The organism is Paenibacillus sp. NPDC057886, assembly GCF_042796655.1.
GTDB lineage: Bacteria > Bacillota > Bacilli > Paenibacillales > Paenibacillaceae > Paenibacillus.
Window position 1 is genome coordinate 354,227 of record NZ_JBHVMZ010000001.1, and the last position, 14,243, is coordinate 368,469.

General features: G+C 47.9%; 15 protein-coding genes. 13 read left to right on the forward strand and 2 right to left on the reverse strand.

Annotation, left to right across the window (positions count from 1 at the left end; all coding sequences use genetic code 11):
* Positions 1–38: 38 nt before the first annotated feature.
* The 13 genes from ACFVQB_RS01555 (at position 39) to ACFVQB_RS01615 (ending at position 11,388) form a co-directional block, all read left to right on the forward strand.
* A complete protein-coding gene (locus ACFVQB_RS01555; RefSeq protein ID WP_379434663.1) occupies positions 39–620 on the forward strand; it encodes a GNAT family N-acetyltransferase in 582 nt (193 codons plus the stop codon).
* Positions 621–635: 15 nt separating this feature from the next.
* Entirely contained in the window at positions 636–1,094 is a 459-nt protein-coding gene (locus ACFVQB_RS01560; RefSeq protein WP_024630132.1) for a MarR family winged helix-turn-helix transcriptional regulator, read from the forward strand.
* Positions 1,095–1,268: 174 nt separating this feature from the next.
* Complete coding sequence (locus tag ACFVQB_RS01565; protein ID WP_379434665.1) at positions 1,269–1,781, forward strand: response regulator; 513 nt, start codon at positions 1,269–1,271, stop codon at positions 1,779–1,781.
* Between the two features lie 55 nt (positions 1,782–1,836).
* Entirely contained in the window at positions 1,837–2,565 is a 729-nt protein-coding gene (locus ACFVQB_RS01570; RefSeq protein ID WP_379434667.1) for an alpha/beta hydrolase, read from the forward strand.
* On the forward strand, positions 2,517–2,807 hold the full coding sequence (locus tag ACFVQB_RS01575; protein WP_379436247.1) for an alpha/beta hydrolase: 291 nt from the start codon (positions 2,517–2,519) through the stop codon (positions 2,805–2,807). The genes ACFVQB_RS01570 and ACFVQB_RS01575 overlap by 49 nt, the downstream gene beginning before the upstream one ends.
* A 56-nt stretch (positions 2,808–2,863) precedes the next feature.
* Positions 2,864–3,214: a hypothetical protein gene (locus ACFVQB_RS01580; RefSeq protein WP_379434668.1), complete on the forward strand. Its 351-nt coding sequence runs from the start codon at positions 2,864–2,866 to the stop codon at positions 3,212–3,214.
* 17 nt (positions 3,215–3,231) lie between these two features.
* Positions 3,232–3,945 (forward strand): class I SAM-dependent methyltransferase, encoded by a 714-nt coding sequence (locus ACFVQB_RS01585; protein ID WP_379434670.1) that lies wholly within the window; start codon positions 3,232–3,234, stop codon positions 3,943–3,945.
* Between the two features lie 122 nt (positions 3,946–4,067).
* A complete protein-coding gene (locus ACFVQB_RS01590) occupies positions 4,068–5,105 on the forward strand; it encodes an N-acetylglucosamine kinase (RefSeq protein WP_379434672.1) in 1,038 nt (345 codons plus the stop codon).
* Positions 5,106–5,116: 11 nt separating this feature from the next.
* Positions 5,117–5,542, forward strand: a complete 426-nt coding sequence (locus tag ACFVQB_RS01595) for a GNAT family N-acetyltransferase (RefSeq protein WP_379434674.1) — start codon at positions 5,117–5,119, stop codon at positions 5,540–5,542.
* 224 nt (positions 5,543–5,766) lie between these two features.
* Positions 5,767–6,225: a MarR family winged helix-turn-helix transcriptional regulator gene (locus tag ACFVQB_RS01600; RefSeq protein WP_379434676.1), complete on the forward strand. Its 459-nt coding sequence runs from the start codon at positions 5,767–5,769 to the stop codon at positions 6,223–6,225.
* Complete coding sequence (locus ACFVQB_RS01605) at positions 6,222–9,389, forward strand: MMPL family transporter (RefSeq protein WP_379434678.1); 3,168 nt, start codon at positions 6,222–6,224, stop codon at positions 9,387–9,389. The genes ACFVQB_RS01600 and ACFVQB_RS01605 overlap by 4 nt, the downstream gene beginning before the upstream one ends.
* A 195-nt stretch (positions 9,390–9,584) precedes the next feature.
* Positions 9,585–10,211, forward strand: coding sequence for an SGNH/GDSL hydrolase family protein (locus ACFVQB_RS01610; RefSeq protein ID WP_379434679.1), 627 nt, complete (start codon positions 9,585–9,587; stop codon positions 10,209–10,211).
* A 121-nt stretch (positions 10,212–10,332) separates the two neighbouring features.
* Positions 10,333–11,388, forward strand: a complete 1,056-nt coding sequence (locus ACFVQB_RS01615; RefSeq protein ID WP_379434681.1) for a phosphotransferase — start codon at positions 10,333–10,335, stop codon at positions 11,386–11,388.
* A gap of 165 nt (positions 11,389–11,553) precedes the next feature.
* Here ACFVQB_RS01615 and ACFVQB_RS01620 read toward each other — a convergent pair whose 3' ends face one another.
* A complete protein-coding gene (locus ACFVQB_RS01620; protein WP_379434682.1) occupies positions 11,554–12,231 on the reverse strand; it encodes a tetratricopeptide repeat protein in 678 nt (225 codons plus the stop codon).
* A 17-nt stretch (positions 12,232–12,248) separates the two neighbouring features.
* The gene (locus ACFVQB_RS01625) at positions 12,249–14,237 is read right to left on the reverse strand and encodes a GTP-binding protein (protein ID WP_379434684.1); all 1,989 of its coding nucleotides are present in this window, start codon (positions 14,235–14,237) and stop codon (positions 12,249–12,251) included.
* Between the last annotated feature and the right edge of the window lie 6 nt (positions 14,238–14,243).

Sequence of the window (14,243 nt, forward strand, 5' to 3'; positions counted from 1 at the left end):
AAAGCGAGGTCGTTGCATAGATGAGGGGAAACCCGTTAATGGATGGTGAAATTGTTCTTCGATGTGTGAAGAAAGAGGATCTGACTGAACTCTATGAATTGATCTACAGTGAAGACGTACCGGAATGGAAACAATGGGATGCGCCATATTATGCCCTTGAACATGAGAGCTACGAAGACTTCGAACGGAGCATGTTAAGAAGACTTGAAGCAACTCAGAGCAATGCTGATCCGGACTCCATTCGAATTATTGAGTTGAATGGCCGAATCGTCGGTACAATCAGCTATTATTGGGAACATCGGCCATCCATGTGGCTGGAAATGGGAATAGTGCTATATCAATCAGCCCAATGGGGGCGCGGGATCGGCACGCGAGTACTTCAGATGTGGTCCAGTCACTTATTCGAGCAATTGCCCGTGGCACGGGTTGGATTGACGACGTGGTCAGGCAATGAACGAATGATGCGTTCAGCTTCGAAGGCGGGACTGCAGGTGGAAGGACGCATGCGCAAATGCCGCATTGTGGATGGTAAGCATTATGATTCAATTCGTATGGGAATGCTGCGCGAAGAGTGGGAGCAGATACGATCTTCAGGCGCAGGTCGAAATGTAAACAACTGATGGAGGATTATAGAAATGCCGAACAACGAGGACAATCGGGAACTATCTTTGCAATTATTTGTGGTTCTCGCTCGCGCATACAATTCCGTTACATCCAGATCCAACCGGGATATCCAGAGTCATGGACTGAATACGACAGAATTTGGCGTGCTTGATTTGTTATACCATAAGGGGCCGCAGGCGTTGCAAAAGATCGGTGAGAAAGTGTTAATGTCCAGCGGTAATATCACGTATGTTGTGGACAAGCTTCAGAACAAAAATCTGCTGATTCGTCGAGCATCCAAGGAAGATCGGCGTGTCATATACGCTGAATTGACTGAGGAAGGAAGACATCTGTTTACACAAATCTTTCCTCAGCACCACCAGGTGATCATTGATGCGGTGGATGGACTGGAACCTTCGGAAAAGGCAGATGCAATTCGTTTGTTAAAAAAGCTTGGACTCGCTGCAGAGGGTAAGACTGACTTGCGTTAATAACGCAGGTCAGTTTTTTTATATGAATGTATGCCATTCGTCGTTCATGTATAATGAATAAATAGGTTGTATATGAACGGGGACGATCAAGGCTGTTAAGCTGCTGCAAAAGATTGAGTGAAGCCTTCGTATAAGCAGTATGGCATAATTTGCGATTAGGAGAGTGATTATGTGATGTCTAATGAACATGGCGTAATGAAATCATCGCACAGAATGATTGAACCGTTATCCAATCAGATGGTTCACGGCAAGGAGAACCAGGAGCAGAATCATACATCTCTTCCGATATCAATCTTGCTGGCAGATGATAACGTCATCAATCGGCAGGTTGTGCTGATGCAACTCAAAAAGCTGGGCATGACCCAGGTGGATACCGTCTCCAATGGGGAAGAGGCTAGCGAGGCTTTTCTCAGCAATAAATATAGTATGATCCTGATGGATAACATGATGCCTGTAATGGACGGACTGGAGGCGACACGCCATATCAGAGCCATAGAACAGGAAAAGATGTGGCATCCTATTCCGATTATTGCGATGACAGGAAATGTGATGGATGGAGAGAAAGAGAAATGTTTTGAAGCCGGGATGAATGATTTTATTGGCAAACCCTTCACGCTTGAAGCTCTAAACAACGTGATCCAGAAATGGCAACAACCATCTCTGTCCGGAGAAATTACGAAACGATAGATATTATACATATATGTTTCACGTGGAAGATCGACTGAAAGAGAGGTAAATGTTCATGTTATTATACAGCCTTGCCGTTCTGGTGCTGATCGTTCTTGCCTTACTATGGTTAGGTGGACTTTACTTCTTCAAAACCGCCATTCGGCGTGCTCCAAAATCATTTCTGGTTGACAATCCGAATCTGATGCCCGAACCGGATAACGAAATAATAAGCAGTGCGTCTGACTTAACGTGGCTTGATACGCAGCCAATCGAAGATATATATATTAAATCACATGATGGATTAAAGCTGCATGGAACATGGCTTCCTTCCCACAGGGGATCGCAGCAACCAACAGTTATCCTGGCTCATGGTTATTCGGGAAAAGGCAGAGAGATGGCGGGTTTTGCGCGTTTTTATGCTGAAAAGCGGGGCTACAACGTGCTGATGCCGGATGATCGGGGTCATGGTCAAAGTGAAGGCAATATCATCGGGTTCGGCTGGCTGGACCGTAGAGATTATGTTCAGTGGGTCCATTGGGTTCTGGACAAGGTCGGTACGGAGACGGAGATCATCTTGCATGGAATTTCGATGGGAGGCGCTACAGTATTGATGACAGGCGGTGAAGCTCTCCCTAATCAGGTGAAGGCCATCGTATCGGATTGTGCTTATACTTCAGTGAAAGAGGAGCTGACCTTTCAGCTCAAGCAGCTATACAAGTTCCCTGCATTTCCGTTTATTCCGTTACCAGTCTTATTTCTAAATGGAAGGCAGGCTACTTCTTTGGAGAGGAATCGGCACTAAATCAACTCGCCAAAGTTCAAGTTCCCGTTCTTTTTATTTATGGTGAGGCAGATACGTTTGTTCCGACGGAAATGGTTTACAGACTATATGAAGCTTGTCCGACAGAAAAAGAACTGTTGACAATTCCCCGCGCGGGTCATGGAACAGCGTTTCAAGTGGATCGTCCCCAATACGAAGATGTACTTGAATCCTTTATGAAAAAGAACCTATCGAATTCTTCTGCAGTATCATCATTCATCTGATTCCAATAAAGCAACCTGGGTATTAAGTAGAAGATGTCCTTAAGGGGAGGTGCGAGATGCCATATACACCTAGAGTTTGTTCATATTGTCATGAAAAAATGGCAGAGGATGAGTTCAAATGCAAATCTTGCGGCAATCTGGTTACTACCAAAACGGTTCAGCCTGAACAACCGTACATGATTGAAAATGATGAATTTATATTGGATCGATATTCAATTGTGTCGCTTGTTCTGATGACACTGTTTCTTCCTCCGGTAGCCATGACCATCGGCGGCGTGATGTTATTTAATGACAATACGTATAAGCAGGATACAGGTAAATTACTCGTAACTGGGGCATTTGTAGTGATGGTTATTCTCACCATTATTCTGTTTGCAGGTTCGGGGACATTGACGATTAATATCTAATCTATGGAGGTGCTTTTATGGCAAATGAACAATTTGAGGCTGCACGGAAAGCAGAGGCAGGTTACCATTCTAACTTCTATCAGAATAATGAATTATTCGCGTCCGGTACCTGGATGGCGATGCCCATGCCTATGGTTATGGATATGCTGGAGCGTCTCCTTGCCCATAAGACGGAACTGCGAGTTCTCGATTTGGGATGTGGTGTAGGCAGACATACGATACCCATTGCACAGCGTCTCGGGCAAACGAACAGTGAAGTTATCGGGGTGGATTTGCTGGATGAGGCGGTAGATGGACTTCGCAAATATGCGAAAGCGTATCAGGTTGATCATATCGTGCAAGCAGAGAAAGCGGATGTTGAGCATTACGCTATCGAGCCGGATCATTTTGATTATATTGCTGCTTGCTCTTGCCTTGAACATGTTTCAAATAAACAAGCCCTAGTTGAAGCTATTGAACGTTTGCAAGCGGGAACCCGTACAGGCGGCATTCATTGTATCACGATGAGTACGAGTGTAGAGGAAAAGGAAATCAACACAGGACGGGAGATTGAGCCGTTGATTGAATTGAATCTGCCCACAGCGGAGGCTATCGCATTACTGGAGAAGGCTTATACGGATTGGAATATTCTTCTCCAGGAACATGTAACACAGACGATCGAAGAGGAAAAATATGATGAACCAACACAGTTCCGTTGTGAACTGCTTCGTTTCGCTGCACAGAAGCAGTAGCAGCTCTGCCGGGATCGAGTAGTAAGGTCCCGGCAGTTGTATTGCTCGCTAGCTACATAGGAACATCACGAGAAGCATCATGGGACAGGGGATTTCATTACACCAGAACATGGGGGATAAGAATGAGTACATATGTGATTGGGATGGATGGCGGGGGAAGCCACACACGTGTGGCATTGGCTGATGAGAACGGAAAGGTTTTGTCATATGTGCAAAAAGGTGGTTGCAACCGCTATCATGATGCCAATGCAGAGCAGCATGTATTGGAGGGCATCGATGAAGTCATTCACGAAGCCGGGTTAGAAGTGGAGCAGATTGCTTCCATTCAGGCTGGGATGGCAGGGCTGGATCAGCCAGAGGATACAGTCTGGGCTGAAGCCTTACTCGCCCAAACCGGTATATTGGGCAGAATCAGCGCAGTAAATGACACGCATATTGCACATACGGCAGCCTTTGGCGGTGAGCCGGGGATTGTAGCTATTGGAGGGACAGGCTCTCTGATTCTGGGTAAAACGGAACAAGGGACCTGGCTCCGCAATGACCAGTTCGGCCACTATGCGCCAACAGCAGCTCGTTTTTTGGCTTATGACGCGGTGCATTCCATCCTTGCGGGACGTTATGGTCCGCAGGACCAACCCTGGATTGAGCGGATATTAGCCTATTGGAATGTAAATTCGATTCCCGAGCTTGCTGCACTGGGCGTATCAGGTTTTGCTGAAAATAGACAGGCCATCAATCGGATATTTGGTCAAATGGCTCCTTTGGTCACCGAAGCAGCAGCCGAAAATATTCCGCTTGCGGTCAGAGTATGTGACTCAGCAGCGGATACGGCTGTTGTGGGTATTCTCATGCTTGCATCGTGTTTTAAAGATCAGCAAGTGTCCATGACGCTTACAGGAAGTTGTCTGAGTACACCTTATATGGTGGAGGCCGTTCGAAAGGGGCTGGATGCAGCCTATAAACCGGGAGGACAACAGATTCATTACATTACCAGCAATGTGCCGGCAGTCGGAGGTGCGCTGCTGGATGCATATCATTTGGCAGGAATCCAGGTGCCCGAGGGTATCACGTCTGAACTCCAATCGGAGCTGAACGGCATACGACTTGAACTTTTAAAGGCTAGCGACTACAATACGATAACGGAATCAAGCAAGTTATAGGAGGAATCAGGGTGTTAATTCAATTGAAATCACGCATGCAGGAGCCGGAAGTGCAGGAGCTGTTGTCCTACTCGGTCTTTCCAGACCCGGATCATCTGAATCGTGCGTTACAACAGTATGTTGATAAGGACGAGCTGCATTTGGACGGTTATGAAGACGAAGGACAGCTGATCGGTCTGATTGGATATGAGAGTACAGGAACTAGTGAGATTACCATTCATCACATCGCAGTCCTGCCTGAGAACCGTTTTAAAAATTATGGTCGTGGCATGATTTCACAAGTGCTGGCCCAATATAACCCGGATAGACTGATCGCAGAGACCGATGTGGAAGCCGTAGAGTTTTATCGAAATACGGGATTTGTGGTGTACAGCCTTGGTGAATTGTTTCCGGGTGTGGAGCGCTTCCGCTGTGTATTGGAGAAGGACGAGGAGTAAGACGAAGACTAGTAGCTGTCTACTACTGAGTAACGTAAAGAGAGCATAATCATAACAGGATGTTGGATTTGGCGAAGCAGCTGAGTCGGACGTCCTGTTTTTTTGTCGTTTGTTTAAAAAAATAGGAAAAACGTATTGCTTTGCAATATAGTTTCATTATAGAATAGTTTCATTGAAGAATAGTTCTATGGGTGAACTATATTTTTGGGGAAGGAGAATGAAGAATGAACACACCGGATGCTAGAAGTTTGGTTAACCGCTATTTGGATGCTTCTTTCCTGGTAACCAAACGGTTTGATACCCAGATACGTGAACGCCTGGGCCAAACCATTACCACAGATCAGTTCTGTGCACTTCGTTTGATCGAGGAGAAACCGTTTTGTACACCCTCTGATCTCGCAGAGCTTCTGTGTGTGGGCAAGAGCAGTATCACTGCGCTGGTCAACAAGCTGGTGGATCGGGATCTGGTCCATCGGGCCGGGGATGAGCGCGACCGCAGAGTTGTCTATTTGACCCTGACGGACAATGGACGGGAAGTATACAGGGAAACGGAACAGGAAATACAGCAGCTTCTGGAGCCGTATTTGGTCCATTTCAAACCGGAAGAGGTTCAGAATTTCATTGAATCTTTTGAGAGGCTCGCAGCTCTGCTAACGCATGAAGGAGGACAGGAGAACGAATGAGAACGATTTTGAAAGCACGATGGTGGTTGATGGGGCTATGGTTCGTTGTGGCCGCCGTATTAATGTTCACTGCCCCTAACATGAGTGAATTGATTCGGGAAAAGGGACAGTTTTCCGTTCCTGAAGGACACTCTTCCACCCAGGCAGCGGCGATTTTGGAAGAAGCCGCAGCACAAAAGGGTGAGCAGCAGGGCAGCCAGTTGGCTCTTGTATTTTATAATCCGGATGGCTTGGGTGCCGAGGGTAAAGAAGAGGCAGAACAGGCCGTTAAGAAACTGGAGGCCGAAAAAGAGAAACTGGGCATTCTGTCCATACTGGAACCTTTCTCTCAGCCTGAATTGTCAGACAAAATGATCTCTGCCGATGGCAAGACGATCTTAACGTCGCTTTCCATTGATCAGGGAGACCGTAAAGTCAAGGAAATGCGCGAAGACCTCAATGAAGCTTTGTCATCGGTCAATGTGGAGCATTACATAACCGGTAAAGGCTTGATTGATGAGGATACGGTGGAAAGTTCCCAAGAAGGACTCAAAAAATCGGAGTACATTACCGTAGTATTTATTTTGCTCATCCTGTTCCTTGTATTCCGCTCTTTTGTCGCTCCATTTGTTCCACTGCTTACGGTGGGGATCAGCTACATTGTTTCACAGCAGATTGTCGCGTTCCTTGTGGACGGTCTAGACTTCCCTATTTCGACCTTTACGCAGATCTTTATGGTGGCGGTCATGTTCGGGATTGGTACGGACTATTGCATCCTGTTGATTAGCCGGTTCAAGGAAGAATTGGCTCATCATGAAAATACGTGGGATGCTATCATTGCTACCTACCGCACAGCAGGCAAAACGGTATTCTTCTCCGCACTCGCTGTGCTGGTTGGATTCATTGCCATTGGCTTTGCACAGTTTATGCTGTATCGTTCCGCGGTAGCGGTTGCTGTCGGTATTGCCGTGATGATGCTGGCATTAGTCACGATTGTTCCATTTTTCATGGCAGTGCTGGGCAAAAGGCTGTTCTGGCCATCCAAAGGTTCACTGGAGCATGCCGAGAGCAAGATTTATGGTGCAGCCGGTCGTTTCTCCCTAAAACGTCCATGGGCAGCCCTGCTCATCGTTGCAGCGGTATGTGTGCCGTTACTGGCGACTTACGACGGCAAGCTGTCGTTTAACAGTCTCGATGAGATTGGTGAGAAATATGATTCGGTCAAAGCATTCAATATCATTTCGGACAGCTTCGGTCCGGGTGAATCCTTGCCGGGTCAGGTCGTTATTCAGAATGATGAGGCTATGGATAATGCCAAGTATATGGCGCTTGCCGAAAAGATCAGCCGGGAAGTGGAGAAGGTGCCAGGGATCTCTGGTGTCCGCAGTATGACACGTCCAACCGGTGATGAGATCAAAGATTTTGAAGTAACACAGCAAGTGGGGACATTGTCTGATGGTTTGGGCGAAGGTAAAACGGGTCTGGATAAAATCCGTGATGGTCTGAGCGAAGCCAGCAGTCAGTTGAGCAAAAATGAACCACAACTTAAAGAAGCTGCGGATGGAGCAGGAGAACTGTCAAAGGGTACTTCCCAGTTGCAATCGGGTATTACACAGTTATCTGAAGGACTTCAGCAGATTGAGAAAGGGATTCGTGATGGTTCCTCGGGTGCCGGTGATCTAAAAGCAGGTCTTCAGAAAGCCAAAACGAGTGCAGATCAACTTGCACAGGCGAACAATCAGCTGCTTCAAGCCTATCGTCAGGCAGGAGCAGGTGTAGCTGCGCTGGGTGATGGTGTGGGTGAACTGCAACAAAAGCTCACGGGTGTATCTACAGCGTTAACCAGCTTGAATGAATCGTTCACTGCGCTTGAGGAGCGCTATCCTGATTTGCTGCAAGACGCCGATTATCAGCGGGTCAAAGGTACCCTTGGTGAGACAGGTACCGGCACGGCACAGCTCGCTCAAGGTTTGGGTCAAATTCAATCCAAGCTGGGCGAAGCCGCGGCTGGAATCAATCAGGCTAACGAAGGCTTTGCGTCCGCAGCATCCGGACAGAAGGCACTTGCCGATGGTCTGGGTCAAATTGTGACGGGAATCAGTCAGTTGCAATCCGGTCTCAAACAGGCCGCTGACGGTCAAGGTAAAGTGATTAGTGAAATTCCTTCAATCCAGAACGGACTTGGTCAGCTTCAGGGTGGTCAGGAGAAAATTCAGCAAGGCTTCTCGGATCTGAGTGGTCAACTGACTCAATTGACAGATGGTCTTAATCAGAGTGTAGATGGAATCGAACAGGTTTCAGGTGGACTCGATTCAGCACAGGACTACCTGACACAATTGCAAAACTCTCCTGATTCCGATCTGGCGGGCTGGTATGTTCCTGAAGAAGCACTGAACAGTAAGGACTTCACACAGGTATTTGATACGTATCTGTCCAAAGATCGGAAAACGATGACGATTGACGTTATTTTTGCCGAGAATCCATATGGAACAGAAGCGATTGATCGTGTTCCGGATATCGAAGCTGCTGTACATCGTGCCGTACAGGGAAGTGCACTTGAAAAAGCGGATATTGCAATTGGCGGGGTAACCAGTACGTTTGCAGATCTGCAGGAAGTCTCTAACAACGACTACACACGCACAGTTATGCTGATGCTTGCAGGAACGTTTATTATTCTGGTCCTGCTGCTCCGTTCGGTTATTATGCCGCTGTATCTGATCGTCTCGTTGTTGCTGGCTTATTTCACATCCATGGCCCTGACTGAAGCAATCTTTGTGAATATACTCGGGTTCTCTGGTATCAGTTGGGTTACGCCGTTCTTCGGCTTTGTCATGCTGATTGCACTTGGTGTGGATTACAGCATCTTCCTGATGGACCGTTTCAATGAGAACAAAGGCATGAGAGTCCAGGATGCCATGCTGTATGCCATGAAAAACATGGGTACGGTCATCCTGTCTGCAGCCGTCATTCTGAGTGGTACCTTTGCCGCAATGTATCCATCAGGGGTTCTTTCGATGATGCAGATTGCGACGGTTGTGCTCAGCGGACTGATCTTGTATTCCCTGTTGTTCCTGCCATTCTTCGTTCCTGTAATGGTGAAAATGTTTGGTCGTGCGAACTGGTGGCCATTCCCGAACAAGGAACAGGCAGATTCCGTTGATTCGGATCGTAACCTAGGCATGTAATCTATGATTTATGAACAGCCCCGCTGGCATTCCCGGCGGGGCTTTCTGTATGGTTTTGTGCAAACCATTCGTGAAACGGACAAATAAATGTGTATGCCTACGGACACCATCCCGCGCCTTGTCTCCGTTGCTCTCATACGATATATAGGAATTGTATATGGACTGGTCTATAACACAGCAGAGAGGGGCGGCGGGATGGTATATCGATATGTGGCTATAGGAGATTCATTAACGGTAGGTACAGGAGCGCTGCTGGGCACCGGCTTTGTTCCTTTATATCGGAGAATGGCAGAAATGAATGTGCGTACATTTGTATCGATGGATAATTTGGGAGTGAATGGACTTACGTCAGGTGAAATGCTGCAGATGATATCCAGCAATCCAAGAGTACGACAATCGCTGCGTGAAGCGGATATTATTACGTTGTCGATTGGTGGGAACGATCTGATTCGTACGTTCAAAGCAAGCGGTGGGATCCCGAACGCAAGTAAGATGACACAGGTGCTTGGGGATACTCGTAGTAACATGGCCCAGATTATGAGGCACATCCGGCAATTGAAAGGAAACAGTGTATATATGGTCCGTACGATCGGGTTGTACAACCCGTATCCGCAAGCGGCGGAAGCTGCATATTGGGTGCGGCAATATAACTCCTTTCTGAATGGTGCGGGATCGGGGAACTATGCCTGTGCTCAGGTCTATGACCGGTTTGAAGGGCGTGAACGTGAACTGTTATTTTGGGACAGGGTGCATCCAAATGCAAAAGGCTATCGCGTGATTGCAGAACAGCTGAGCCGTACAGGATACTATCCATTTGCCTGATCAGCAGGCAGTGAAGTTTAGAATGACTAATAACTCTTAGCCGACTAGACCGAAAGAAATACTTCCGTTAAGATGAGGACATATAGAGGTTGTATTACGTGAGATAAAGGAGTTATTTTTGGTGCACATCATCGATTCAGGTTCCCTAAACGATTCAGAACAGCAGCTCATATCCACCGTTTTATCCTCATATGGCTTCACGTCCAACTGGAAAGCTCAGCGCGGAAGGGGAGGCATGAACAACTCTACCTTCATGGTAGAGATAGACCAAGAATGTTACGTGCTGAGGCAGTATGAAACGCATAATGATCAAACGAAAATTGCTTTTGAACACGAGGTGCTGTATGCATTGTCACGTTCAGAGTTCGAGCTTCATGTGCCTATGCCCGTTGGCCTTCCTGATGATAAGGATGCAACATTTCTTCCTGTGCAGGATCGTTCCTCGGGCGGGAGCAAAATCGTGACGTTGTTCCATTATCGTGAAGGCCGTAATCCGGTCTGGAATACACCCGATCAACTAATCGGACTGGGTAGGGCGGCAGGCATGCTATCTTCCGTTATGGCGCGCCTTTCCATATCCCTGGCCCCCGTTTACCTGCCTTACTATCAGATTCAGGAGGCTTACCCGCTTTGTTCGCCGGAGATATTGTTACAACTATGCACCTCACCCACTGATACGCTGATGGCATGTGCGGATGACCTGCAGAAGCTGAAGGTTGTATTGCCAGACTTATTCGATACGCTGCGAGGCATGGAGGTTTTGCCGCATCAACTGGTACACGGGGATTTGAATGCATCCAATGTACTCGCAGACTCTCAGGATATCATATGTGCCATTTTGGATTTTGAATTCGCCACATGGGATCTGCGGGTAATGGAGCTCGCTGTTCCCATGTCTGACCTTCTGACGATGGACAAGGAGCAGGCATGGATGTGGGAGGCTTTAGAGGGGCTGATTCTGGGATTTAGGCAACAGGTGAACCTGGAACCAGAGGAGCTGGACGTGATTCCAGGGCTTATTTTGCTTCGAAGTCTGGATGTGGTGATGCATTTTATCAGTCGGTTGTTCGAAGGTACAGATGAGCCTGAAGTGGCTGTGCAGCAAATCAGGAAGCTGAGAGAACGGGTAGACTGGATGAAAGCTAATGAAGAACGACTGCGTGAGCTGCTGATCTAGCTCTGCAACATGCAGATGTATAACAAAAGTGCACTGATTTCCGCCTTGAGGCAAGAATCAGTGCACTTTTTATTTGGTGAAATCGTTTATCATGAATGACTGGATGTGTATATTTCAGATTCACGACGTCGAATCCAATGCTGAAGTAGACGTATCCGAGCGGCTTTACAGTCCACGCTTGCGGAACCAGCTGCGTACAGCCCAGCGACGCTCCTGGCGCTTCTTATATTTTGGCAGGGAGCGATATACGTTCAATGATTGCTCGTAGGCTTGCTTTGCATCAGCAGTTCGCCCGAGGGAGCGGTACACCGAGCCGAGCAGATAATATGCTTCACTGGATGAGGAATGAATCTCCTGGAATTGCTGAACGTATGCCAGAGCTTTGTCCCGGTGAGTATCCTTGAATGCACCTGCAAGTGTCAGATAAGGACGTCCATATTTCACTCTTGGATTAATATCCAATGCCTGCAAAATATGACGCTCGCCTTCTTCCGTTTGTCCCAGATGAAGTTCAGTTGTGCCCAGCGCCTCCCAGTATTCGGCTGATTGCTCGTAAGGACGTTCCAGTTCCAGCAGCAATGTATGAGCTTCGCTATAACGTTTGCGTTCAATCAACAGACGTGCCAGATCCAGCTTGGAAGAGACTTCATTCGGACTCATGGCAAGCTGCTGCTTGAGCCGTGAGATGTTACGCATACGCTTAAGAGGCTTCATGAAGCTTGGCATTACCCCAACATATCGACGATCCAGGAAATACAGAATGATGAGGAAAATAAGAACCGCCAGGAACGGATTGCCTACAATCCGCCACAGCAGGCCCAAAATTAGAAATTTAATCAGCACGACAAAGTCAACTCCAATTATGATGTAATCGCATTTCGAACACTTAAAATATATTTGGATTGGTCCAGCGGGTTAACTCCTCTGCGTTTGCGCGTATGTGTCACATCCGAAGGACAATCCTGATACCCGGCAAAAGAAGTCGTTAGCACCCCGCGTCCGCTCGTCTCTGAACGCAGCTTCACCGGATAATCCATGGAGCTTGCCAGAGGCATACGTCCTTCAACGATACATCGTCCGCCTCCGATGATCGGCGCTTCAAAGGTTGCCCGCATATGTACCAGATCACTAAGCGCTTTGCCGCCGTACTCCTCCGGGACTGTTAACCGGAAATTCAGAATGGGTTCCAGCAGAGTTGTACCGGTGCTTGCCAGTCCGTCCATGATTCCCAGCGGCGTGGCTACCACAAAATCCAGTGGATGGGTATGCCAGACATGGTGCTCTCCTTCGATTAGCGTGATGCGCAGGTCGGTAACTTCCCACCCCAACAACCCCTGAGATAGCGCTTCGGGAATGCGGCGCTCCACTTCATTCTGATAACGAAGCAGGAGATGATCCGTCCGGACGGTGGATGAGTAGATTAGACCGCTGCCACGCGGCAAAGGCTCAATGCTGAATCGAAGAATGGCCCAGCAAGGCTTGGGCATCGTATACGCGATGAATCCTTCCCCAGAAGAACGAGGAGTTTCCTTATAGATGACGGACGGCGGGTCGAATACAACATCCAGTCCGAAACGACTCATCATCAGGCTGGACAGAATCTCAAGCTGAATGGTTCCCATGACTTTAAGATGCAGTTCCCGTTCTTCAGGCAACCATTGCAAATCGAGCAGGGGATCTTCGTCCGTCAGCTCTTGCAATGCGGCTACAAGATCAGGATAACGAGCCGTGTCTTTACCATGAACTTGCACGGTCAACAAGGGAACAGCCAACTGGGGTACAGGAGGCACACCTGCGGGGCTGCCAATAATATCACCAACATGGGTATCGCTTAGTCCATACAGTGCAGCAATCTGTCCGGCATGAACAGCACCCGTATCCGCCCATTTCCGACCATCCATTCGGCGAATCTGTGTCACTTTCTCTTCCAGCTCTCGAGTGGAGTTATAGATCGTATCCCGATTGTGCACGCTGCCACCATACATGCGAACATAGGCAGTACGGCCCATCGTTTTATCCCGTTCAATTTTAAATACAACCCCGGATACTGAAGGTTCTTGAGGCTGCGCGGGTGCAGGAAGAAATTCAATAATGGCATCCAGCAGTTCTGTTACGCCGATCCCTTTGCCAGAGGCGCCATAACAAATGGGGAACACTTCGCCCTGATGCACCTGTTTGCGAAATGCTTCATCTAGCAGGTCAGCAGGCAGCGTTTCACCATTAATGTAGGCTTCCATCAGATCTTCATCGAGTTCGGCCAATAATTCAAAAAGGCCCGGGATAGATGAAGGGGAACCCGTCAACGGCGTTTGGCTCGTATTCCAAAGGGAGTCAATGCCCTCGAACACATCTTCATTCATACGAAAGGATTGGATTTCGCATACGAAGGGAGAGAGACTGGAGCGGATCTGATCCATGACCGTCTCAGCAGAGGCGCCAACCCGATCCATTTTGTTAATATAAATCAGGGTAGGAATTCCAAGCGAGCGGAGAGCATGCCAGATGGTCTCGCTTTGGGATTGAACCCCTTCCACGGCGGATACAATCAGAACGGCTCCGTCCATAACACGCAGGGATCGCTCTACCTCAGAGCTGAAATCGATATGTCCCGGCGTATCAATCAGATCAATAATCGTATCCTTCCAGATCAAAGAGGTCATAGCCGCCTGCACGGAAATGCCTCGTTCCTTTTCAATATCCAGAGAGTCTGTTGCTGTTGTTCCGTCATCTACGCGACCTGGACTACGGACGACACCGCTTTGAAATAACATATGTTCTGTCGTTGTTGTTTTCCCAGCATCGACGTGTGCGAAGATGCCGATATTTCTGCGATTCAATTCGTTTAACATGGGATG